This is a genomic window from Streptomyces sp. NPDC001381 (assembly GCF_042895685.1).
GTDB lineage: Bacteria > Actinomycetota > Actinomycetes > Streptomycetales > Streptomycetaceae > Streptomyces.
In genome coordinates this window covers 104,909-127,485 of sequence record NZ_JBIAWO010000008.1, presented here as the reverse complement: position 1 = coordinate 127,485, position 22,577 = coordinate 104,909, and the positions used below count along the sequence as shown (strand labels likewise).

Genomic DNA, 22,577 nt, shown 5'->3' with positions numbered 1-22,577 from the left:
CATGTGTGGCATCGCAGGCACGTACCGATGGCCGGACGGGAAGGTCGTCACCGACCGGCTCACCGATGCCCTCGCCCACCGCGGTCCGGACGGGGCGGGCCGGTACGGCCACGCCGCCGGTGACGGCGAAGTGCATCTCGGGCACCGTCGGCTGGCCATCATCGACCTGTCCGAGACCGGCGCCCAGCCGATGGTCTCCGGCGGCCTCGTCCTGACGTACAACGGCGAGCTGTACAACGCGCCCGAGCTGCGTGCCGAGCTGGCCGCGGCCGGGGTGCGGTTCCGCGGCACCTCCGACACCGAGGTGCTGCTGGAGGCCTGGCGGCGCTGGGGCACGGACTGCCTGCCCCGGCTGCGCGGCATGTTCGCGTTCGGGATCTTCGACGAGCGGACCGGTGAGCTGGTGCTCGCGCGCGACCAGCTCGGCATCAAGCCGCTGTTCCTGCTCCGGCGCGGCGAGGGTCTGATGTTCGCCTCCGAGCTGAAGGCGCTCGCCGCCGTGAGCGGCGGGTCGCTGGAGGTGGACCACGCGGCGCTGGTGGCCTCGCTGCTGTACTACTGGGTGCCGGACTCACGGTGCGCGTACCGCGAGGCGGAGAAGCTGCCGCCGGGGAGCTGGCTGCGGTGCCGGCCGGACGGCCGGACGGAGCGGGGCCGGTTCTGGAACCTGCGGGACGTCGCCGCCGAGGGCAGGGAGCGGGCCCGCAGCGGCGAGCTGCCGGATGTCGCCGCCGTCGTCGAGGAGTCGACCCGGCGTCATCTGCTCTCCGACGTGCCCGTGGCGACCTTCCTCTCCGGCGGGCTGGACTCCAGCTATCTGACCGCGCTGGCGGCCCGCGACCGGCCCGGGATCTCCGCCTACACGATCGGGTTCCGCGCCGAGGACGCCCGGTTCGAGGCGATGCCGGACGACCTGCGCCATGCCCGGCAGGTGGCCGGACAGTTCGGCGTCGACCTGCACGAGATCGAGATCGCTCCGAACGTCCTCGACCTGCTGCCGCAGATGACACACCATCTGGACGAGCCGATCGGCGACCCCGCCGCGATCAACACGTTCCTGATCTGCTCGGCCGCCCGGGAGGCCGGGGTCAAGGTGATGCTCTCGGGGATGGGCGCCGACGAGCTGTTCGCCGGGTACCGCAAGCACCTGGCCAACCTGCTGGCGCTGCGCTACCAGCGCGTGCCGCGGCCCCTGCGGAGCGCCCTGTCCGGGGCCGTGGACCGGCTGCCGGTCGCGACGAGCCGCCGGGGCTACCGGTCGGTGCGCTTCGCGAAGCGGTTCCTCTCCTTCGCCGATCTGCCGGAGGAGACCGCGTTCCGGCGCAGCTACACCATGTACGACCGCGGTGAGCTGCTCGACCTGATCGACCCGGACCTGGCCGGGACGGTGGACGACGTGCTGACCGAGCACGCCGACGTCTACCGGGACAACGACCTCGACGACTTCGTCAACCGCATGTGCCTGGGCGACGCCCGGATGTTCCTGCCGGGCCTGAACCTCGCCTACACGGACCGGTCGAGCATGGCCGCCTCGACCGAGGTGCGGGTGCCGTACGTGGACGTCGAGGTGGTCAGGGCGGCGTTCGCCGTGCCCGGCAACCGCAAGATCGTCGGACGGCAGGGCAAGGCCGTCCTCAAGGAGGCGGCCACCTCGGTCCTGCCCCGCGAGATCGTGTACCGGCCCAAGGGCCTGTTCAGCGCCCCGCTGCGGGCCTGGATGAGCCGGGATCTGGCACCGCTGGTGCGCGAGGTCGTCAACGAGGGCGAGCTCGTCCGTTCCGGGCTCCTGCGCCGTGACGCGCTGGCGCGCATGGTCGCCGCGGACGCCGCCGGGCAGCAGGACTTCTCCAAGCATCTGTGGCATGTGCTGACCCTCGAGTACTGGTATCGCGGCGCGACCTCCGGGTCCGGCCGGAACGCTCCCTGAACGGCGTAGAGACAAGAGGACTTCGGGTGAAACAGGTCGTACAGAACTACAAGAGCGGTGAGCTGGCGCTGCTGGACGTGCCGGTGCCCGGGTGCAAGCCGGGCGGTGTGCTGGTCCGCACCGCCTACTCGCTGATATCCACCGGGACCGAGCTGATGAAGGTGTCCGAGGCCGGCATGTCGATGCTCGGCAAGGCCCGCTCCCGGCCCGACCAGGTGGCCAAGGTCGTGCAGAGCGTGGCCACCAACGGGGTGCCCGCCACCTACCGCAAGGTGATGGGCAAGCTGGACTCCTACACACCGCTGGGCTACTCGCTGTGCGGGGTGGTCGAGCAGGTCGGCGACGGCGTGGACGACGTGAAGGTCGGCGACCTCGTGGCCTGCGCCGGCAACGAGCACGCGTTGCACGCCGAGCTCAACTGGGTGCCGAAGAACCTCTACGCCCCGGTGCCGGACGGCCTCGCGCCGCGGCACGCGGCCTTCGGCACCGTCGGGTCGATCGCGCTGCAGGGCGTCCGCCAGGGCGAGTCGGCGCTCGGCGAGGTGGCGCTGGTCATCGGCCTCGGGCTGATCGGGCAGCTGGTGGTGCAGCTGCTGGCCGCCTCGGGGGTCCGTGTCGTCGGGGCCGACCCCGACCCGGCGCGCTGCGAGCTCGCCGAGCGTCTGGGCGCGGCGGCCTGCGGCGATCCCGCCTCGGCGGCCGTGGAGACCGCCGTCGCCGAACTCACCGGCGGTCACGGCGTGGACCAGGTGTACCTGGCCGCCGGCGGCGGCAGCAACCAGCCCGTCGAGCTGGCCGCCCGGCTGAGCCGGGACCGCGGCCGGGTCGTCGACATCGGCAAGTGCCGCCTGGACCTGCCGTGGAACGCGTACTACGAGAAGGAGCTCGACGTCCGCTTCTCCCGCTCCTACGGCCCCGGGCGCTACGACCCGGAGTACGAACTGGAGGGGCGTGACTACCCGATCGGCTACGTGCGCTGGACCGAGCGCCGCAACCTGGCGTGCTTCCTCGACCTCGTCGCCCTCGGCCGCGTCGACGTGGAGCCCCTGGTCTCGCACGTCGCCGACTTCGCCGACGCGGTCGAGACGTATCAGAGTCTGAAGGACGGCGGCCTGAAGGCGGTGGCCGTGCTGTTCCGGTACCCCGGGCGGAAAGAGGAAGCGGGGGAGGGAACCGAGGAGGCGGAGGCCCCGGCGGTGGCCGTGCCCGCGGTGCGGCGCAGCGGCACGGCGCCGGCCCGGGGCCGGGCCGCCGGGACGCCGGTGCGGCTGGCGTTCGTCGGCGCGGGCAACTACGCGACGTCGATGCTGCTGCCGCACCTGGCACAGCGCGACGGCGTCGAACTGTCCACGGTCGTCACCACGACGGCGCTGTCCGCGGCCAACGCGCAGCGGAAGTTCGGCTTCGCCGAGGCGACCACCGATCTCGACGCCGTGCTCGGCGACACGTCCGTCGACGCGGTGTTCGTGGTCACCCGGCACAGCTCGCACGCCGAACTGACCCGGAGGGCGCTGCTGGCCGGCAAGGCGGTGTTCGTGGAGAAGCCGCTGGCGCTGACCGAGGACGAGCTGGCCGGGGTGCTCGCGGCGGTGGAGGAGTCCGGCAACGACCGGCTGCAGGTGGGCTTCAACCGCCGGTTCGCGCCGCTGCTGCAGGAGGCCAGGAAGCGGTTCGGCGCCCGGACCGGGCCGGCGAGCCTGCGCTACCTGGTCAACGCGGGCCGGCTGGACCACGGCAGCTGGTACCTCCGGCAGGGCACCGAGGGCTCGCGGTTCGCCGGCGAGGGCGGCCACTTCATCGACACGGCGAGCTGGCTGCTCGATGCCGACCCGGTCTCGGTGTACGCGGTCGCCGCGTCCGGCAACGACGACCTCCAGGTCGTGCTGCGCTACCCGGACGGGTCCACGGCCACCATCAGCTACGTCACCACGGGCGCCGCCGGCTTCCCCAAGGAGACGCTGGACCTGGTCGCCGACGGCAAGGTGCTCCGGCTCGACGACTTCGTCCGCGCCGCCGTCTACGACGGCCGCCGGAAGCAGTGGGTCGGTTCGCGGCTGCCCAAGGCCCGGGACAAGGGACAGTCCGCCGAACTGGCCGCGTTCGTCAAGGCCGTGCGGACCGGCGGCCCGATGCCGGTGCCGCTGGAGTCGCTGGTAGCCACCACGGCGGCCACCCTCGCCGTGCAGGCCGGCCTGGCCGCCGGCGCGCCGGTGACCCTGGCGGGGGCGCGATGACCGCGAGCTCGGGGAGCCCGGCCTGGTACCTGCGGCGGCTGTCCCGGATGGGGCCGCGGGAGGTCGGCGGCCGGGTGGGCGACGCGGTGCGCAGGCGGCGGTGGCGGTCCGCGCCGCCGGACGGTCCGAGCGTGACCGGCGCCCGCTTCACCGCCGTCCTGCCCGCGGGGACGATCGCCGCGGTGGCACCGGACGCCGCGAAGCGTCTCGTCGCCGAGGCGGACCGGCTGATGGCCGGGCACGCCGCGTACTTCGGGGTGGACCGCGACGACCTGGCCGACCCGGACTGGTGGTACGACCCGAAGACCGGGCGCCGGGCCCCGCAGGGCTACGCCTTCGACGTGCCGTACCGGGACGAGGACGCGGTCGGGGACGTCAAGCAGATCTGGGAGCTGTCCCGGCATCAGTACCTCACCGTGCTCGCCGCCGCCTACGCGGTCACCGGGGACGAGCGGTACGCCGAGCGAGTGGCGGAGCACCTGCGGTCCTGGTGGGCGGGCAACGCGCCGCTGCGCGGAGTGCACTGGACCAGCGGCATCGAGCTGGGGATCCGGCTGCTGTCCTGGGTGTGGATCCGCCGGCTGCTCGACGGCTGGCCGGGCGCGGCCGCCCTGTTCGAGGGCAACCCGGTGGCGGTGAACCAGATCTGGCACCACCAGCGCTGGCTGGCCGCCTTCCCCAGCCGCGGATCGTCGGCGAACAACCACGTCGTCGCCGAGGCCGCCGGGCAGTTCGCCGCTGCCTGCGCGTTCGGGTGGTTCCCCTCCTCGGCGCGCTGGCGGGCCGAAGCGCTGCGGTCGCTGGAACGGCAGCTGCGCGCCAACACCTTCCTCTCCGGCCTCAACCGCGAGCTGGCCACGGAGTACCACGGACTGGTGCTGGAGCTCGGCCTGGCCGCGCTGGCCGAGGCGGACGCCGCCGGTGTGCCGGTCCCCGCGACGGTCCGGCCGGTGCTGCTGCGGATGACCGACGCGCTCGCGGCCGTCGTGGACAGCCGGCTGCGGCCGCCGCGGCAGGGGGACGCGGACGACGGGCACGGTCTGGTCGTGGACGGCGCGGGCACCGACCGCTGGGCCTCGCTGCTGGCCACCGGGGACGCCGTGTTCGGCCGGCTCGCCTGGTGGCCGGAGGTGACCGGCACCGATGTGCGCACCCCGCTGCTGGCCGCGCTCATCCGGCCGTACGCGAAAGCCGGAACCGCGCCGGCCGTGTCCCGCCCGGCGGACCGGCCGGCCCATTTCGCCGACGCGGGCATGACCATCCTGCGGAGTCCGGAGGACAGGGCGGAGATCTGGTGCCGCTGCGACGGTGGTCCGCACGGCTTCCTGTCCATCGCCGCGCACGCCCACGCGGACGCGCTGTCCGTGGAGGTCCGGCACGACGGGGTCGACGTGCTCGCCGACCCGGGGACGTACTGCTACCACGGTCAGCCCGAGTGGCGGCGGTACTTCCGGTCGACCCTCGGCCACAACACCCTTCGGCTGGACGGCGCCGACCAGTCCGTCTCCGGCGGCCCGTTCCTGTGGACCCGGCATGCCCGCAGCCGCGTCCTGGTCGCGGACACGTCCGGCGCCTCCGACGGGGGGACGGCCCGCTGGTGCGCCGAGCACGACGGGTACCGGCCCTCGGTGCACCGCCGCCGGGTGGAACTGACGCCCGCGAGCCGGGAGCTGAGGGTGGTCGACGATGTGCGCGGCCCGCGCCGGGCCGTGCAGCTGGCGTTCCACCTCGGCCCGGCGATCACCGCGGACCTGGTGGGGAACCGGGCCGTGCTCACCTGGGCCCGGGACGGCGAGGACCGCTCCGCGGCGCTCGACCTGCCCGGGCAGCTGAGCTGGCGGGCGCATCGCGGCGAGAGCGACCCGCCACTGGGCTGGTACTCCGCCGGCTTCGGCCGCAAGGAACCCACCACCACGCTGATCGGCACCGGCTTCGCCGACGGCACGGAGGGGTTCACCACCGTACTCAGGTTCCACGGCTAGGAGGGTGTGTGGGGAGCAAGTGGCGGCACCGGGCATGGCCGGCCGCACCGCTGGCGCTGGTCCTGCTGGCGGCGACCGGCTGTGACAGCGCGCCGGGCCCGCGGCCGGGGCCGACCGCCGCGCCGTCCGCGGCCGTGGCCCGGGTGTGCGCCGAGCCCGCGGCCGGGCCGGCCAAGGCACCGGCGGGCGCGGTGACGGTCGACCCGGCGGTGCCCGGCGACCTGGCCGCGAAGACCGAGAGCAGCCCCCCGCACACCACCTTCTGGCTTCGGCCGGGCAAGCACACGCTCATGTCGGACCGCTACGACCAGGTGATCCCCAAGGAGGGGGACGTCTACCTCGGAGCGCCGGGCGCGGTGCTCGACGGCCGCAAGAGCAACCAGTACGCGTTCGGCGGCACGGCCCGCGACGTCACGATCCGTCATCTGACCGTGCAGCGGTTCGTCGCGCCCCGGGACGAGGGCGTGGTCAACCACGACTCGGCCGACGGGTGGGTGATCGAGCACGCGACGATCCAGGACAACTCCGGCGCCGGGCTGATGGCCGGCGCCCGCCAGCAGGTCCGCGCGAGCTGTCTGCGCGACAACGGCCAGTACGGCATGAACGCCTACAAGGCCGCCGACGGCATCCGGGGCCTGGTGGTCGAGGGCAACGAGATCGTGGGCAACAACACGGACGACTGGGAGCGGCGGCGGCCGGACTGCGGGTGCAGCGGTGGCGTCAAGTTCTGGGCCGTCGACGGCGCCGACGTACGCGGCAACTGGGTGCACGACAACCGTGGAGCCGGGTTGTGGGCGGACACCAACAACAACGACTTCCTCATCGAGGACAACCTCGTCGAGGACAACGACGGGGCCGCGCTGATCTACGAGATCAGCTACAACGCGGTCATCCGGAAGAACACGATCCGGCGGAACAACTGGGTCGAGGCCCGCGGTGACGCCGCCGACGGCGACAGCTTCCCGTTCGCGACCGTCTACCTCTCCGAGTCCGGCGGCGAACCGCGGATCCGGGCCCGCACGGACAAGATCGAGATCTACCGGAACGTGATGGAGAACAACTGGTCCGGGATCACCCTCTGGGAGAACGCCGACCGGTTCTGCAACAGCCCGGCCAACACCTCGTCCGGCGACTGCACGTTGCTGGTGAAGAACACCGACCGCTGCGCGCAGCCGGCGATCGCCAGGGCACCGCTCTACTCCGACTGCCGGTGGAAGACCCAGCGGGTGGACATCCACGACAACCGCTTCGTGCTGGACAAGTCCGTCGTCGACTGCACGGTGAAGTGCGACCGGATGGCGGTGCTGTCCAACTACGGCACCTATCCGGACTGGTCGCCGTACCAGGGCGAGCGGGTGGCCGAGGCGATCACCGGCGGGCAGCACAACCGCTGGCACCACAACGTCTACGTCGGACCGTGGACCTTCGTCGTCCACGACGCGAGCCGGACGGTCGGCTTCAAGCAGTGGCGGGCCACGCCGTACCGGCAGGACGCGGGCAGCACCTTCCGTGCCAAGGGCGGTGGTTGAGATGAGGTCCGCGGACACCGGCACGGACCACACGTCGAAGATCGTCGGGACGGTCTGGGGGCTGCTCGTCCTCAACACCCTCGGCTCCGCCGGGGCGAGGACCATCGTCCCGCTGCCCCGCTCCCTCATCCAGATGGTCACCATGGGCTCACTGGTCGCCGCGTTCGCGCTGGCGCTCGTGGTCAACCCCCGGGTGCGCATCCGGGCCAGCGCCTACGTGTTCCTGCTCACCCTGCTGCTGGTGCCGAGCCTGATCTCCAGCGTGGACCAGGGGGCCGGGTTCGGCGCGCTCTTCCGCTGCGCCCGGCTGGCTCTCTTCATCGGCACGCTGTGGCTGCTCAGCCGCTGGTGGGACGGGAGCACGACGTTCGTCCGGCACCACATCCGGATGTACTTCGCGGTGCTCGGGTCGGTGGCCGCCGGCCTGGTCGTCTCACCGGGCGCCGCCCTGCCCGACCTCTACGGCGGGCGGCTGGTCGGCGCGCTGTGGCCGCTCACCCCGCCGCAGATCGGACAGTACGCCGCGGTGATCATCGGGCTCACGGTGCTGCTCCTGCTGGGCCGCCGGACCGACCGGAGAAGCGCGGCGGTGGTCGTCGTGCCCTCCCTGGTCCTGCTCGCGCTGACCCACACCCGGACGGCCACGCTCGGCCTGATCGTCGCGCTGGTGCTGGCGATCACCTCCCTCGTCCTGACCAGCGCCGCCGCCCGCAGGGTCTTCGCCTGGGCGGTGCTGTGCGCCGCGGTGGCCGCGGTGGGCTTCAGCTCCGCGCTCCAGGCGTGGTTCCTGCGCGGGCAGAGCCAGGAGAACTTCGCCAGCCTCACCGGCCGGGCCAAGGTCTGGCACGCCCTGCTGGCGGCACCCCGGACGACCTCGGAGCAGCTGTTCGGCACGGGCCTGGGCGACAAGTCGTTCGGCGGGCTGCCGATCGACAACAGCTGGCTGGCCGTCTACAACGAGCAGGGCATGACCGGCATCGCCCTGGTGGCGGCGGTCATCATCGTGCTGGGCGGCGTCGCGTTGCTGCGGCCGCCGTCGCTGTCGAGGGCCTGCGCGATCTTCCTGATCAGCTACTGCGCGATCGCGTCGTACACCGAGGCCGGACTGGGCGACGCCTCGCCGTATCTGCTGCACCTGGCCGTGGCCGCCTCGCTGCTGGCGGCACCCGCCGCGGCCGCTGCCCCCTCGACGCCCGAAGTCCCTCGACGGCCCGTCCCGCGATGGGCCCGGAGATCGGAGGTGGCCTGAGCATGCACATCCTCGTGGTGCACAACCGCTACGCCTCGGCGCAGCCGAGCGGGGAGAACAAGGTGGTCGACCAGGAGGTGGCGCTGCTGCGCGAGGCCGGCCACCGGGTCGAGGTGTTCGAGCGGCGCAGCGACGACATCGCCGCCCGGTCCCTGCCGGGCAAGGTCGCGGTTCCGCTGCTGGTGCCGTGGAACCCGCGGGTCCGCGCGGAGCTCGCCGCCCGGCTGCGCGCCGAGCGGCCGGACGTGGTGCACGTCCACAACGTCTTCCCGCTCCTGTCGCCGGCGGTGCTGGCGGCCTGCGCCGACGCCGGCGTGCCCGCCGTCGCCACGCTGCACAACTACACCCAGGTCTGTCCGCCGGGCACGCTGCAGCGGGACGGCCGGCCGTGCACCGAGTGCGTCGGGTCCACACCGCTGCCCGCCGTCCGGCACGGCTGCTACCGGAACTCCCGGCTGGCGACGGTGCCGCTCGCGGTCAGCCTGTCGGTCAACCGCCGGCGGTGGTGGTCCGGCGTGGAGCGGTTCTTCTGCATCTCCGCGGCGCAGCGCGACGTCCTGGTGCGGTCCGGCATGCCGGCCGAGCGGCTGGCGGTGAAGCACAACTTCGTGCCCGAGCCGGGCGACCGCCGAGCGGGCGCCGGCGAGCATCTGCTCTATCTCGGCCGGCTCGCGGAGGCCAAGGGCGTGCGGCTGCTCATGGCCGCGTGGGACGAGATCGCCGCCGCCGGCGGGGTGGGCGTGCCGCTGGTGATCGCCGGCACGGGGCCGCTGGAGCGTGCCGTGACCGCCTGGGCGGCGGGCCGCGACGACGTGCGGTACGTCGGCCTACTGGACCCGGCGGAGTGCCGGAAGGCCGTCGCGCGGTCGGTCGCCGTGGTGGCTCCCTCGACGTGGCTGGAGGCGTTCGGCCTGGTGGTCGTGGAGGCGATGGCGGCCGGGGTCCCGACCGTGGCCGCCGGTCACGGCGCCTTCGTCGAACTCGTCGAGGACGGGGTGACCGGGCTGCTGCACCGGCCGGGCGAGGCCGCCTCGCTCGCGGCCTGCATACGCCGGATCGCGGGCGAGCCGGCCCGCAACCGGGAGATGGGCCAGGCGGCCCGGCGCCGTTACGAGCGGGGTTTCAGCCCGGCCGTCGGCCTGGAGCGCCTGGTGGAGGGGTACCGCACCGCGATCGCGGGTCGGTCAGCACTGGCTGGCGGCGGGGACACCCGCGCGAGCAGGGGGGATGGGGACAGCAGATGACACGATGCCGACTCTGCGGCTCGGAAGCGATGGCGAGCGTCGTCGATCTCGGGGCGACGCCACCGTGCGAGAGCTTTCTCGCCGCGGACCAACTGGACCGGCCGGAACCGGCGTACCCGCTGCACCTGCGGGTCTGCACCGACTGCTGGCTGGCGCAGATCCCGCCGCTGATCACACCGGAGGAGACGTTCAAGGAGTACGCGTACTTCTCCTCCTACTCGACCTCCTGGGTGGAGCACGCGCGCACGTTCGTCGACGGCGCCGTGCAGCGCCTCGGTCTCGGCTCCGACGCCTTCGTGGTCGAGGTCGCGAGCAACGACGGGTACCTGCTGAGGCACGTGGTGGACCGCGGGATCCGCTGCCTCGGCATCGAGCCGTCGGTGAACGTCGGCGCCGCGGCGCGGGAGGCGGGAGTGCCCACGCTCACGGAGTTCCTGTCCCCGGACACCGGCTCGGCGGTCCGCGCCGAGCACGGCCCGGCGGACCTGGTCGTGGCCAACAACGTGTACGCGCACATCCCCGACGTGGTCGGGTTCACCCGGGGACTGCGCGCCCTGGTCGCCGACGACGGCTGGGTCTCCGTCGAGGTGCAGCACCTGCTGACCCTGATCGAGGAGAACCAGTACGACACGATCTACCACGAGCACTTCCAGTACTACACGGTCGCGTCCGCGATCCGGGCGCTGGCCAGCGGCGGACTCACGCTCGTGGACGTCGAACTGCTGCCCACGCACGGCGGCTCCATCCGGCTGTGGGCCCGGCCGGCCGAGGCGGCCGGCGAGCCGACCCGGCGGGTGGCCGACGTGCTGGACCGGGAGAAGTCCGCCGGGCTGCAGGAGCTGTCCGGGTACACCGAGTTCTCCGCCCGGGTGGCCAAGGTGCGCCGGGACCTCCTCAAGTTCCTGATCGAGGCGGCCGAGCGGGGCGAGACGGTCGTCGGCTACGGCGCCCCGGGCAAGGGCAACACCCTGCTCAACCACTGCGGCATCCGGCCCGACCTGCTGCCGTACACGGTCGACCGCAACCCCTACAAGCACGGCAGGTTCACCCCCGGCACCCGCATCCCGGTCCTGCCGCCCGAGCGGATCGCCGCCGACAGACCGGACTACGTCCTCGTCCTCCCGTGGAACCTGCGGGCCGAGCTGGTCGAGCAGCTGTCCTTCGTGCACGAGTGGGGCGGCCGGCTGGTCTTCCCGATCCCGGAACTGAGCATCGTCGAGGTCGCGTCCCGAGAGGTCACAGCATGAAGGTCGTACTGTTCTGCGGCGGTTACGGGATGCGGATGCGCAACGGCAGCTCCGACGACGTGCCCAAGCCGATGGCGATGGTCGGCCCGCGGCCGCTGATCTGGCACGTCATGCGCTACTACGCGCACTTCGGGCACACGGAGTTCATCCTGTGCCTCGGGTACGGGGCCCACCACATCAAGGACTTCTTCCTCAACTACGAGGAGACGACGTCCAACGACTTCGTACTGCGGGGCGGCCGGACCGAACTGCTGTCGACCGACATCTCGGACTGGACGATCACGTTCGCGCAGACCGGCATCGAGTCACCGATCGGGGAGCGGCTGCGCCGGGTGCGGCACCACCTGGACGGCGACGAGATGTTCCTCGCCAACTACGCCGACGTCCTCACCGACGCCCCGCTGCCCGAGATGATCGAGAACTTCGCCCGGCGGGACGCCGGTGCGTCGATGATGGTGGTGCCGCCGCAGTCCTCGTTCCACTGCGTGGACCTGGGCGAGGACGGCCTGGTGGGGGGCATCACCGCGGTGAGCGACATGCCGCTGTGGGAGAACGGCGGTTACTTCGTGCTCCGCCAGGAGGTCTTCGACCACATCCCTCAGGGCGGGGACCTGGTCGCCGACGGATGCGCCCAACTGGCCAAGCGGGGAAGGCTGGTGGCGCACCAGCACCGCGGGTTCTGGAAGCCGACCGACACCGTGAAGGAGCGGGCCGCGCTCGACGACGCCTACGCCCGCGGCGACCGCCCGTGGGCCGTGTGGGAACGGGACGGCGCGGGGTCGAACGCCGGGGTGAGCGCGTGATCCAGCTCAGCGCCGGGCGCCTGGACCGGCTGGTCGCGGTGGGCGCGCACTGCGACGACATCGCCATCGGCGCCGGCGGCACGCTGCTGACGCTGTGCCGCGCGCGGCCGGGCATCCGTGTCGACGCGCTGGTGCTCTCCGGCGGTGGCACCGACCGGGAGCAGGAGGAGCGGGCCGCGCTCGCCGCCTTCTGCCCGGACGCCGACCTGCGGCTGACCGTCCACAAACTGCCGGACGGACGGCTGCCCGCGCACTGGGACGAGGCCAAGGCCGCGGTCGAGGAGCTGCGCGCGCAGACCGAGCCCGGTCTGGTGCTGGCGCCGCGTACCGACGACGCGCACCAGGACCACCGCGGTCTGGCGAAGCTGGTGACCACCGCGTTCCGCGACCACCTCGTGCTCGGCTACGAGATCGTCAAGTGGGACGGCGACCTCGGCCGTCCGGCCGCGTACCAGCCGCTGTCGACGGAGATCGCCGAACAGAAGGTGCGGCTGCTGCAGGAGCACTACCCCTCGCAGCGGCACCGCCCCTGGTACGACCGGGAGGCCTTCCTCGGCCTGGCGAGGATCCGCGGCATCGAATGCCACGCGCGCTACGCCGAGGCGTTCGCCGTCACCAAACTCACTCTCAACCTGGGGGGTTGAACCTTGCGCGTACTACTGACCGGACACCAGGGCTATCTGGGCACCGTGATGGCCCCGGTCCTCGCGGCCGCCGGGCACGAGGTCGTCGGCCTGGACGCCGGCCTGTTCGCCGACTGCGTCCTCGGCCCGACGCCGGCCGACCCGCCCGGGCCGCGCGTCGACCTGCGCGACGTCACGGCCGAGCACGTGGCCGGGGTCGACGCCGTGATCCATCTGGCCGCGCTGTCCAACGACCCGCTGGGGTCGCTGGCGCCGGAACTCACCTACGACATCAACCACCACGCGTCCGTGCGGCTGGCCCGGCTGGCCCGCGAGGCCGGGGTGCGGCGCTTCCTGTACGCGTCGACGTGCTCGGTCTACGGCGCCGCCGGCGGCGACGAGCTGGTGGCCGAGGACGCCCCGCTGCGGCCGGTGACGCCGTACGCGGAGTCCAAGGTGCGGGTGGAGGACGACCTGCACGAACTCGCCGACGGCGACTTCAGCCCGGTGTACATGCGCAACGCCACCGCCTTCGGCTACTCCCCCCGGCTGCGCGCCGACATCGTGCTGAACAACCTGGTGGGCCACGCCCTCCTGTCCGGCGAGGTCCTCGTCCTCTCCGACGGCACCCCCTGGCGCCCGCTGGTGCACGCCGCCGACATCGCCCGCGCCTTCACGGCCGCGCTGACCGCGCCCGGGGAAGCGGTGCACGACCGGGCGTTCAACATCGGCAGCGAGATCAACAACGTCACGGTCGCCGAGATCGCCGGGCAGGTCGCCGAGGCGGTGTCCGGCGCGAAGGTGGTGATCACCGGGGAGAACGGCGCCGATCCGCGGTCGTACCGGGTGGACTTCTCCCGGTTCCGCGCCGCGGTCCCCGGCTTCGACTGCGAGTGGACGGTGAAGCAGGGCGCGCTGGAACTCGCCGACGCCTACCGGAAGTTCGGGCTGACCAAGGAGGACTTCGACCGGCGCTTCACCCGGCTCGCCGTGCTGCGCGCGGCGTCCGAGGCCGGCGCGGTCGACGACACCCTGCGGTGGCGCCGATGACCGACCTTGGCGAAGAGATGTACGCCCTGGTGGAGCGGATGTACCCGCTGTGCCGGAGCATCACCGGCGACGGGGTGCGCGCCACCCTGGACATCGTCGGCGAGTACGTCCCGCTCCAGGTGCACGAGGTGCCGACCGGGACCCGGGTGCTCGACTGGACGGTGCCGCAGGAGTGGAACATCCGGGACGCGTACGTCGCCGACACCGCCGGCAACCGGGTCGTCGACTTCGCCGCGTCCAGCCTGCACGTGCTCGGCTACAGCGTGCCGGTGTCGGCGACCATGCCGCTGGCGGAGCTGCGCGCACATCTGCACACCCTGCCGGACCACCCGTCCTGGGTGCCGTACCGCACGAGTTACTACCAGCCGGAGTGGGGGTTCTGCCTGGCCCAGGAGACCCTGGACGCGCTGCCGGACGGCGAGTACGAGGTGCGCATCGACTCCACGCTCGCCGACGGCCACCTCACCTACGCCGAGCACGTGGTCCCCGGGCAGGTCACCGACGAGGTGATCGTCTCCTGCCACGTCTGCCACCCGTCCCTGGCCAACGACAACCTGGCCGGCATCGCGGTGGCGACGTTCCTGGCCCGGGCGCTGGCGGAGGAAACGCCGTACTACACCTACCGGTTCATCTACGCGCCCGGCACCATCGGGGCGATCACCTGGCTGGCCCGCAACGCGGAGCGGGTGGACCGGGTCAAGCACGGGCTGGTGCTGGCCTGCGCCGGCGACCCGGGCCGGCTGACGTACAAGCGGAGCAGGCGCGGCGACGCGGAGATCGACCGGGTGATGCGGCACGTGCTGACCGCCTCCGAACGCCCGCACCACATCACCGAGTTCACTCCGTACGGCTACGACGAGCGGCAGTACTGCTCGCCCGGGTTCGATCTCAGCGTGGGCTCGCTCAGCCGGACCCCGTACGCCGGTTACCCCGAGTACCACACCTCGGCGGACAACCTGGACCTCGTCTCCCCGGAGGCGATGGCGGACACGCTCGCCGTCTGCCGCGAGGCATTCGCCGTGCTCGACCGCAACCGGCGGTACGTCAACCTCAGCCCCTACGGCGAGCCGCAGCTGGGCCGGCGTGGGCTGTACGACTCGCTCGGCGGCCGCAGCGACGCCAAGCAGGCCCAGATGGCCATGCTCTGGGTGCTCAGCCTCGCCGACGGGGAGCACAGTCTGCTGGACGTCGCCGAGCGGGCCGGGCTGCCGTTCGACACCGTCGCCGCCGCGGCCGGTGCCCTGCGCGGCGCCGAGCTGATCGAGGCCTGACGCGCATGACCACCGAGGGGGAGAAGACGACGGCGGCGGCCCCGGGCGGGCACGCCCGGCGGACCGGCAAGCGGGCCATGGCCGGCCGGCTGTCCTGGGGTCTGGCCGACCAGGCGGCCTCCAGCATCAGCAACTTCGCGGTGGGGATCTACGTGGCGCGCTCGCTGGGGGTGACCGCGTTCGGCGTGTTCAGCCTGGCCTGGGTGACCTACGGCGTGGTGCTCAACGTCTCCCGGGGGCTGGCCAGCGACCCGCTCGTGGTGCGCTTCAGCGGCGTGCCGGAGGCGTCCTGGCGCGGGGCGGCGGCCCGGGCGTCGGGTACCGCGCTCGGCGTGGGTGCGGCCATCGGCGCGGCGTGCCTGGTGATCGGCCTCGCTCTCGGCGGTCGGCTGGGGCCCGCGTTCGCCTGCCTCGGCGTCCTGCTGCCGGGGCTGCTGCTGCAGGACGCCTGGCGGTTCTCGTTCTTCGCCGCCGGTGCCGGGCGGAAGGCGTTCGTCAACGACCTCGTGTGGTGCGCCGCGCTCGTCCCGGCCCTGGTGGTGGCGGCCCGCGTGGGCAGCGTGGCCGCCTTCGTGCTCGCCTGGGGCGCGTCCGCCGCGGTGGCCGCCGCGTACGGCTGCCTCCAGTCCGGCATCCGGCCCCGGGTGACCGGGGCCCGCGGCTGGCTGCGCGAGCAGCGCGACCTCGGCTACCGGTACCTGGTCGAGAACGTCAGTCTCAGCGGTGCGAGCCAGCTGCGGGCGTACGGGCTCGGCGCGATCGCCGGGGTCGGCGCGGTGGGCGCGGTGCGGGGCGCGGAGCTCCTGATGGGCCCGTTCCTCGCCGTACTGATGGGACTGTCCCTGGTCACCGTCCCGGAGGCGGCACGGGTGCTGCGGCAGGCCCCGCGGCGGCTCGCAAAGTTCTGCCTCCTCCTCGGCGGCGGGCAGGCCGCCGCCGCCCTGCTCTGGGGCGGGGCGCTGCTGCTGCTGCCCGACCGGCTCGGGAAGTTCGCGCTCGGAGGGGTCTGGCACTCCGCCGCCGAGCTCATCGTGCCGATCACCCTCGGTGTCGCGGGCGCGGGCCTCGGCACCGGCGCGGCGGCCGGGCTGCGCGCGCTCGGCGCGGCCCGGCGCAGCCTGCGCTGCCAGCTGTTCGCCTCCGCCTGCTACGTCGGCGGCGGGCTCGGCGGGGCGGCCGCCGCCGGCACGGTCGGCTCGGCCTGGGGCGTCGCCGCCGCGACCGTCAGCGGCTCGGCCGTGTGGTGGCTGCAACTGCGGTCCGCCCTGCGCGAGCACCGCCGGAATCCCATCCCCGAAGTGAGGACCTCATGACCGACCGCCCCAGGCTGAGCATCGGCCTGCCCGTGTACAACGGCGAGGAGTACCTGGCCGAATCGCTCGACGCCCTGCTCGGCCAGACCTACGAGGACTTCGAGCTGGTCGTCTCCGACAACGCCTCGACCGACGGGACCCAGGACGTCTGCCGCCGGTACGCCGCGAAGGACTCGCGCATCCGGTACATCCGGCTGCCCCGGAACATCGGCGCGACACCGAACCACAACCATGTGCTCGCCGAGGCCCGCGGCGAGCTGTTCAAGTGGGCCTCGCACGACGACCTGTACGGCCGGGACCTGCTGAAGCGCTGCGTGGAGGCACTGGACGAACGGCCGGAGATGATCCTCGCGCACACCGGCCAGGCGGTCGTCGACGGCGACGGCAAGGTGAAGGTCCCCTACGAGTACACGCTCGCCACCGACTCGCCGCACGCGCCGGAGCGCTTCCGCAGTCTGCTGTTCGAGCCGGGCGGCGACGACTTCTACGGGGTGATGCGGACCGACGTGCTGCGCCGGGTGAAACCGATGGACAGCTACCACCACGCGGACCGCACCTACGTCGCCGAGATCACCCTGCACGGGCCCTTCCACCAGGTGCCGGAGCTGCTGTACTTCCGCCGCGACCACCCCACCCGCGCCGAACGGGCGAACCCGTCCAAGCGCGCCCGGTGCGTCAACCTGGACCCGCGCCGGGCCGGCCCGCTGCACCCGACGCCCCGGCTGCTCGCCGAGTACGTCTGGGGCTTCGTCTCGGCGATCCGGCGGGCGCCGTTGTCCGCGGCCGACCGGCGCGCGTGCTACCGCCACCTGGCCGCGTGGATGACCAGCCGGGCCCGGCCGGGCGCCGGCGAGCGGGTCGAGGACCGCGCCCCCGTCGAACCCGGCCTGCTCACCGTCTCCGTCGACGCCCTGGTCGCCGGCCGTGAGGGTCGTGCCGGGGGGCAGGCATGACGTCCGCGCACGGGAACCCGGTGCGCGTCGGGGTGTTCGGCCTGCTCGGCTCCGGCAACCTCGGCAACGACGGGTCGCTGGAGGCCGTGCTCGGGTACCTCCGCGCCGAGCACCCGGAGGCGGTCGTGGACGCGCTGTGCGGCGGACCCGAGGCCGTCACGGCCCGGTACGGGATCCCCGCGACGCGGCTGCACTGGTACCGCGGGGAGTACCGGACCGCGTCGCGTGCGGGCGCGATCGCGGCCAAGGGTCTGGGCAAACTGGTCGACGTCGTCCGCACCGCCGCCTGGGTGCGCCGGCACGACGTGGTGATCGTGCCGGGCATGGGCGTCCTGGAGGCCACGCTGCCGCTGCGGCCGTGGGGCTTCCCGTACTCGCTGTTCCTGCTCTGCGCGAGCGGCCGGCTGCTGCGCACCCGGGTCGCGCTGGTCAGCGTCGGCGCCGCGGTGATCGGCAACCGGCCGACCCGCGCCCTGGTGCGCTGGTCGGCGCGGCTGGCCGCCTACCGGTCCTACCGGGACGCCCAGTCCCGGGACGCGATGCGGGCGATGGGCGTGGACACCGCGCGCGACGAGGTCTACCCGGACCTGGCGTTCGCCCTGCCGACGCCGCCGGGCGCCCCCTCGGGACCGCCGGGCCTGGTCTGCGTCGGCGTCATGGCCTTCCACGGCGGCGACGACGACCGTGCCCGGGCCGAGGAGATCCACCGGCGCTATCTCGACGGGACGATCCGCTTCGTCCGCGCGCTGGCCGAGGACGGCAGGCCGGTCCGGCTGCTCACCGGCGACGGGGTCGACGCGCCGGTGGTCGCCGCGATCCTCGACGCGGTGGACTCGCCGCTGGTCAGCGCGGCCGAGGCGGCCTCCCTGGCCGACCTGATGAAGGAGATGGCGGCTGCCGGCACCGTGGTGGCGATCCGCTACCACAACCTGATCTGCGCACTGAAGACCGGGACGCCGGTGCTCGCACTCAGCTACGCGGCGAAGAGCGACGCGCTCATGGACCGGATGGGGCTTGCCGGGTACTGCCACCCGGCGCGCGAGGTCGACGCCGACCGGCTGCTGGAGCAGTTCCGGGCGCTGGAGAAGCGTGCACCGGAGCTGCGGCGGACGCTCGTCGAGCGGAACCGGGACGCCGCCCGGCAACTCGATCTGCAGTTCGCCGCCTTGACCGCGGCCCTGTTCCCGGCGACCGACCGCACTCCCGCCCACGCCCGCCAGGAGACTCCATGAAAGCGACCGAGGTCCCGGAGATCGCCGGCGCGTACCTGTTCGAGCCGACGCCGTACGCCGACGAGCGCGGCTTCTTCTGCCGCACCTTCGACGCCGACGTGGTCCGCTCGGTGGGCCTCGACCCGGACGCCTTCGTCCAGGACAGCCTGTCCCGTTCGGTCCGGGGCGTGCTGCGCGGCCTGCACCTGCGCTCGGGCGCCGGCGAGGCCAAGCTGGTGCGCTGCTCGTACGGGAGGATCTTCGACGTCGTCGTGGATCTGCGGACCGACTCGCCGACCTACCGCAACCGGGCCTTCTTCGAACTGTCCGGCGAGACGCAGGCGACCCTGTACATCCCGGCGGGGTGCGCGCACGGCTTCCAGGCGCTGACCGGGACCGCCGACACCTCGTACCGGATCGACCGCCCGCACGATCCGTCGGAGGACGTGACGATCGCCTTCGACGACCCGGAGCTCGCCATTCCCTGGCCGCTCCCGGTCGGTTCGATGTCCCGGCGGGACCGGGAGGCGCCGAGCCTCGCCGAGGTCCTGAAGCACCGAGAACGTCAGGAAAGCAAGGAAAGCTGAGGTCGACGTGGACACCGAAGACACCGCAGAGCGCCCTCTGCCCCGGTCGCGGAGGGCGAACGAGCGGCTGCACGCCCTGATCCCCGGGGGTGCGCACACCTACGCCAAGGGGGACGACCAGTACCCCGAGGACCTGGCCCCGGTCATCAGTCACGGCCGCGGCGCCCATGTGTGGGACGTCGACGGCAACCGCTACGTCGAGTACGGCTCCGGCCTGCGGTCGGTCAGTCTCGGGCACGCCCATCCCCGCGTGGTCGAGGCGGTGCGGCGGGAACTCGAGCGCGGCAGCAACTTCGTCCGGCCGTCCATCGTGGAGGTCGACGCCGCGGAACGCTTCCTGGCCACGGTGCCGACCGCCGAGATGGTGAAGTTCGCGAAGAACGGCTCCGACGCCACCACCGCCGCGGTGCGCCTGGCCCGCGCCGCCACCGGCCGCCCGCGGGTGGCCCTCTGCGCCGACCATCCGTTCTTCTCCGTGGACGACTGGTTCATCGGCACCACGCCGATGTCCGCCGGCGTTCCGGCGGCGACCGACGAGCTCACCGTGACGTTCCCGTACGGGGACCTGGCCGCCACGGAGGAACTGCTCACCCGGTACGAGAACGAGGTCGCGTGTCTGATCCTCGAACCGGCCACCCACACCGAGCCGCCGCCCGGCTACCTGGCCGGACTGCGCGAGCTGGCCGACCGGCACGGCTGCGTGCTGGTCTTCGATGAGATGATCACCGGCTTCCGCTGGTCCGAGGCGGGCGCCCAGGGCCTGTACGGCGTCGTCCCCGACCTCTCCACGTTCGGCAAGGCGCTGGGCAACGGATGCGCCGTCTCCGCGCTGGCCGGGCGCCGTGAGCTGATGGAGCGGGGCGGGCTGCGTCACTCCGGCGACCGGGTGTTCCTGCTGTCCACCACGCACGGTGCGGAGACGCACTCCCTGGCGGCCGCGATGGCCGTGCTCACCACCTACGCCGAGGAGGGTGTCACCGCACGGCTGCACGCCCTCGGCGAGCGGCTGGCGGCCGGGGTCCGCGACGCCGCGGCGAGCATGGGCGTCGGCGGCCACCTCGTCGTCCGGGGCCGGGCCAGCAACCTGGTCTTCGCCACCCTCGACGAGAACGGGCAGCCGTCGCAGGAGTACCGCACCCTGTTCCTGCGCCGGCTCCTAGCGGGCGGGGTGCTGGCCCCGTCGTTCGTGGTGAGCAGCGCGCTCAGCGACGCCGACATCGATCACACCGTCGACGTGGTGGCCCAGGCGTGTGCGGTGTACCGGAAGGCACTGGACGCCGCCGACCCCACCCCCTGGCTGGGCGGACGGCCGGTGAAGCCCGTGTTCCGCCGCCTGGCGTGACGTGACGTGACGTCAGGGACGTTCCCGCAGGCCGGCGTCGGCCGTCCGGTCGGCCGTCCGGTCGGCCGTCCGGTCGACCAGCCACGCGGTCGCCGGTGTCACCGCCAGCGCGGTGCACCAGCCGCCGAGGACGTCGGTCGGGTAGTGCGCGCCCAGGGCGACCTGCGCCCATCCCATGGCGGCGCCGGCGACCAGCGCCGCGGCGAGCACGAGTGACGCGCCGGCCGTCCTGCCGAGGCCGAGCCGGCCCGTCGCGAGCAGCGCCACCACGAGGGCGAGCGCGGTGAGGAAGGCGGTGTGCCCGCTCGGGTACGACAGGTTCCCGTCGCCGTGGATGGTGCGTCCCGCCACGTGCTTGAGCAGCGTCGCCGTCGCCACGGTCGTGCCGGCGCCCGCCACGACGAGCACCGCCGCGCGAGGACGCCGAAGCAGCAGACAGCCCGTCACGGTGGCCACGACCAGCGTCGCCGCTCCCGCGGGCTCCCCCAGGAAGTCCGTGGCCAGAGCGATGTCCCGCCACGGCGGCCCCACACCGTCCGCCGCCGCCCCGATCCGCGCGTCCACCCTGCCGGGCCCGCTGTCGCCGGCGTACAGGACCCCGAGCACGACGACCACCAGTGCGGCGAGGGCCGCCGTCAGCCCGGCCCACCCGCGCAGCGACGGGGGCAGCACCGCGGGTGCCGGCCTCCCTCCGACCGCCTCGCGTGAGCCCGACGCCCTCAAGAGACCACGCCCTTCGCCGACGTCACGCGGCGTGCCCGCGGTCCGGGGAGGATCCTGGACGACCCGGCGGTCCTGGAGAGTGCATGAGAAAAACCTAACGCGGCACGGTCCTCGACGTGGGCGAAAGGCCCATGTGCGCAGGTCAGAGCCGTCTGAAAGGGAACGCCGGCCCGTGGGAACGGCGGGTGGGGTCCCCGCCGGTCAGCTGCCGGCGGCGGCCAGGGGGGTGGACCGGACGTGGGAGCAGGTCCCGTGCACGGGCGCCCTGCGGATGCGCATCCGGCGCAGCAGATCGCGGGTGAAGCGGGTCTCGAGGGTGGTGCGCCAGGTGACGCCGGGGTACCGGGAGCGCAGGTGCGACAGCGCCCTCGTGCCCAGCCCGCAGTCGCGGAACGGCTCGTCCAGGACGACCTCGGTGATCACGCCCTCGGCGCACTCGTCGCACGCCCGGTAGGTGACCCGTCCGACCACTTTGCGGATGTGCACCAGCAGCAGACATTCCTCGCCGGCCCCCTCCGGGGAGGAGGACGGCAGCAGCTCGACGTCGCGGTAGGCCAGGAGCCTGCGATGCCGGCGTCCTCCTCGTCGTCCGGTGCGCCGATGCCTTCCCTCGGCCCGGCGGGGTGAGGCGGCCGACCGGAGTCCGGGCCGTCCGTGCGCGTCGCTCATGACATGCGTCTGGTTTCCCTGCATGCCGTCGCGGGTGCCCGGTACGGCGGGCCCCATGTCCCGGCGCCGGCACCGCGTCGCCCGCGCGCGCTCCGCGCTCAGCCGGCCAGGGCCTCTTCGACGGTCGCGCGGCAGGGCACGAGGGTTCGACGCCCACGAGTTCCAGGACGTGCCGGACGGAGTCCCGCACGCCGGCCAGGCGCAGCCGGCCCCCGGCGTCCTCGGCGGCCCGGTGGGCGGCGATGAGCACGTTGATGCCGCTGGAGTCCGGCTGCGTCCCCACCCATCCGATGGGAACCGACCTGGGCCTTCCCGTGACCCTGTGCCGGGAACAGCTGGAGCCCGGCGACCAGCTCCTGCTGTACACCGACGGCATCACCGAAGCCCGTGACGCCGCCGGGCACGAGTTCGGCCGCGACCACTTCGTCGACTTCGTCATCCGTCACCAGGCCGACGGCCTGGCCGCTCCCGAAACGCTGCGCAGGCTGATCCGCGCCGTGCTGGAGCACCACGACGGGCACCTCAACGACGACGCCACCGTCCTGCTGTGCGCATGGCACGGCGGCGCCGGGACGGCCTCGGCGCCGCACCACCCCGGGTGACGAACGCCGCCGCGGGGG

At 73.3% G+C, this 22,577-nt stretch carries 18 protein-coding genes and 2 pseudogenes; 17 read left to right on the top strand and 3 right to left on the bottom strand.

What is annotated here, in order from left to right; all coding sequences use genetic code 11:
• The first annotated feature begins 1 nt into the window (after window position 1).
• From asnB to ACFY2L_RS30040, 16 genes are read left to right on the top strand one after another with little or no spacing between them, the layout of a single operon-like run.
• Window positions 2-1,927 (top strand): asparagine synthase (glutamine-hydrolyzing), encoded by a 1,926-nt coding sequence (asnB, locus tag ACFY2L_RS30115; protein WP_390823959.1) that lies wholly within the window; start codon window positions 2-4, stop codon window positions 1,925-1,927.
• Between the two features lie 26 nt (window positions 1,928-1,953).
• The gene (locus tag ACFY2L_RS30110; protein WP_390658928.1) at window positions 1,954-4,161 is read left to right on the top strand and encodes a bi-domain-containing oxidoreductase; all 2,208 of its coding nucleotides are present in this window, start codon (window positions 1,954-1,956) and stop codon (window positions 4,159-4,161) included.
• Window positions 4,158-6,143 carry an alginate lyase family protein gene (locus ACFY2L_RS30105; protein WP_390823958.1) on the top strand — a complete coding sequence of 662 codons (1,986 nt, stop codon included), beginning with the start codon at window positions 4,158-4,160 and terminating at the stop codon, window positions 6,141-6,143. The genes ACFY2L_RS30110 and ACFY2L_RS30105 overlap by 4 nt, the downstream gene beginning before the upstream one ends.
• An 8-nt stretch (window positions 6,144-6,151) precedes the next feature.
• Window positions 6,152-7,672 (top strand): right-handed parallel beta-helix repeat-containing protein, encoded by a 1,521-nt coding sequence (locus ACFY2L_RS30100; protein ID WP_390658930.1) that lies wholly within the window; start codon window positions 6,152-6,154, stop codon window positions 7,670-7,672.
• 1 nt (window position 7,673) lies between these two features.
• The gene (locus tag ACFY2L_RS30095) at window positions 7,674-8,921 is read left to right on the top strand and encodes an O-antigen ligase domain-containing protein (protein ID WP_390658931.1); all 1,248 of its coding nucleotides are present in this window, start codon (window positions 7,674-7,676) and stop codon (window positions 8,919-8,921) included.
• 2 nt (window positions 8,922-8,923) lie between these two features.
• A complete protein-coding gene (locus ACFY2L_RS30090; protein WP_390823957.1) occupies window positions 8,924-10,165 on the top strand; it encodes a glycosyltransferase in 1,242 nt (413 codons plus the stop codon).
• Window positions 10,162-11,412 carry a methyltransferase domain-containing protein gene (locus ACFY2L_RS30085; RefSeq protein WP_390658933.1) on the top strand — a complete coding sequence of 417 codons (1,251 nt, stop codon included), beginning with the start codon at window positions 10,162-10,164 and terminating at the stop codon, window positions 11,410-11,412. The genes ACFY2L_RS30090 and ACFY2L_RS30085 overlap by 4 nt, the downstream gene beginning before the upstream one ends.
• On the top strand, window positions 11,409-12,215 hold the full coding sequence (locus ACFY2L_RS30080; protein ID WP_390658934.1) for a glucose-1-phosphate cytidylyltransferase: 807 nt from the start codon (window positions 11,409-11,411) through the stop codon (window positions 12,213-12,215). The genes ACFY2L_RS30085 and ACFY2L_RS30080 overlap by 4 nt, the downstream gene beginning before the upstream one ends.
• The gene (locus tag ACFY2L_RS30075; RefSeq protein WP_390823956.1) at window positions 12,212-12,859 is read left to right on the top strand and encodes a PIG-L deacetylase family protein; all 648 of its coding nucleotides are present in this window, start codon (window positions 12,212-12,214) and stop codon (window positions 12,857-12,859) included. Before ACFY2L_RS30080 ends, ACFY2L_RS30075 begins: the two co-directional genes overlap by 4 nt.
• 3 nt (window positions 12,860-12,862) lie before the next feature.
• Window positions 12,863-13,888, top strand: a complete 1,026-nt coding sequence (locus ACFY2L_RS30070; RefSeq protein ID WP_390658936.1) for an NAD-dependent epimerase/dehydratase family protein — start codon at window positions 12,863-12,865, stop codon at window positions 13,886-13,888.
• Complete coding sequence (locus tag ACFY2L_RS30065) at window positions 13,876-15,159, top strand: DUF4910 domain-containing protein (protein WP_390823955.1); 1,284 nt, start codon at window positions 13,876-13,878, stop codon at window positions 15,157-15,159. Before ACFY2L_RS30070 ends, ACFY2L_RS30065 begins: the two co-directional genes overlap by 13 nt.
• A gap of 5 nt (window positions 15,160-15,164) precedes the next feature.
• A complete protein-coding gene (locus ACFY2L_RS30060) occupies window positions 15,165-16,472 on the top strand; it encodes a hypothetical protein (protein WP_390658938.1) in 1,308 nt (435 codons plus the stop codon).
• A complete protein-coding gene (locus ACFY2L_RS30055; protein WP_390823954.1) occupies window positions 16,469-17,425 on the top strand; it encodes a glycosyltransferase family 2 protein in 957 nt (318 codons plus the stop codon). Before ACFY2L_RS30060 ends, ACFY2L_RS30055 begins: the two co-directional genes overlap by 4 nt.
• A complete protein-coding gene (locus tag ACFY2L_RS30050; protein WP_390658940.1) occupies window positions 17,422-18,657 on the top strand; it encodes a polysaccharide pyruvyl transferase family protein in 1,236 nt (411 codons plus the stop codon). Before ACFY2L_RS30055 ends, ACFY2L_RS30050 begins: the two co-directional genes overlap by 4 nt.
• A complete protein-coding gene (locus tag ACFY2L_RS30045; RefSeq protein WP_390658941.1) occupies window positions 18,654-19,223 on the top strand; it encodes a dTDP-4-dehydrorhamnose 3,5-epimerase family protein in 570 nt (189 codons plus the stop codon). The genes ACFY2L_RS30050 and ACFY2L_RS30045 overlap by 4 nt, the downstream gene beginning before the upstream one ends.
• Window positions 19,224-19,230: 7 nt before the next feature.
• Complete coding sequence (locus tag ACFY2L_RS30040; protein ID WP_390658942.1) at window positions 19,231-20,565, top strand: glutamate-1-semialdehyde 2,1-aminomutase; 1,335 nt, start codon at window positions 19,231-19,233, stop codon at window positions 20,563-20,565.
• Between the two features lie 12 nt (window positions 20,566-20,577).
• Here the strand turns inward: ACFY2L_RS30040 and ACFY2L_RS30035 are convergent, their stop codons facing one another.
• From ACFY2L_RS30035 to ACFY2L_RS30025, 3 genes and pseudogenes are all read right to left on the bottom strand, one after another.
• Complete coding sequence (locus ACFY2L_RS30035) at window positions 20,578-21,237, bottom strand: phosphatase PAP2 family protein (RefSeq protein ID WP_390823953.1); 660 nt, start codon at window positions 21,235-21,237, stop codon at window positions 20,578-20,580.
• A 252-nt stretch (window positions 21,238-21,489) separates the two neighbouring features.
• Window positions 21,490-21,957 carry a hypothetical protein gene (locus ACFY2L_RS30030; protein WP_390823952.1) on the bottom strand — a complete coding sequence of 156 codons (468 nt, stop codon included), beginning with the start codon at window positions 21,955-21,957 and terminating at the stop codon, window positions 21,490-21,492.
• 199 nt (window positions 21,958-22,156) lie between these two features.
• Window positions 22,157-22,207 (bottom strand): annotated as a pseudogene (locus ACFY2L_RS30025) (hypothetical protein); the annotation flags it as partial.
• Between the two features lie 22 nt (window positions 22,208-22,229).
• Between ACFY2L_RS30025 and ACFY2L_RS30020 the strand changes: the two are divergent.
• Window positions 22,230-22,559, top strand: a pseudogene (locus ACFY2L_RS30020) (PP2C family protein-serine/threonine phosphatase); the annotation flags it as partial.
• Window positions 22,560-22,577 lie beyond the last annotated feature (18 nt).

Coding starts and splice junctions, on each gene's coding strand:
- asnB (WP_390823959.1), top strand. CDS start 2: ATGTGTGGCATCGCAGGCACGTACCGATGGCCGGACGGGAAGGTCGTC.
- ACFY2L_RS30105 (WP_390823958.1), top strand. CDS start 4,158: ATGACCGCGAGCTCGGGGAGCCCGGCCTGGTACCTGCGGCGGCTGTCC.
- ACFY2L_RS30095 (WP_390658931.1), top strand. CDS start 7,674: ATGAGGTCCGCGGACACCGGCACGGACCACACGTCGAAGATCGTCGGG.
- ACFY2L_RS30090 (WP_390823957.1), top strand. CDS start 8,924: ATGCACATCCTCGTGGTGCACAACCGCTACGCCTCGGCGCAGCCGAGC.
- ACFY2L_RS30085 (WP_390658933.1), top strand. CDS start 10,162: ATGACACGATGCCGACTCTGCGGCTCGGAAGCGATGGCGAGCGTCGTC.
- ACFY2L_RS30080 (WP_390658934.1), top strand. CDS start 11,409: ATGAAGGTCGTACTGTTCTGCGGCGGTTACGGGATGCGGATGCGCAAC.
- ACFY2L_RS30060 (WP_390658938.1), top strand. CDS start 15,165: ATGACCACCGAGGGGGAGAAGACGACGGCGGCGGCCCCGGGCGGGCAC.
- ACFY2L_RS30055 (WP_390823954.1), top strand. CDS start 16,469: ATGACCGACCGCCCCAGGCTGAGCATCGGCCTGCCCGTGTACAACGGC.
- ACFY2L_RS30050 (WP_390658940.1), top strand. CDS start 17,422: ATGACGTCCGCGCACGGGAACCCGGTGCGCGTCGGGGTGTTCGGCCTG.
- ACFY2L_RS30045 (WP_390658941.1), top strand. CDS start 18,654: ATGAAAGCGACCGAGGTCCCGGAGATCGCCGGCGCGTACCTGTTCGAG.
- ACFY2L_RS30030 (WP_390823952.1), bottom strand. CDS start 21,957: ATGAGCGACGCGCACGGACGGCCCGGACTCCGGTCGGCCGCCTCACCC.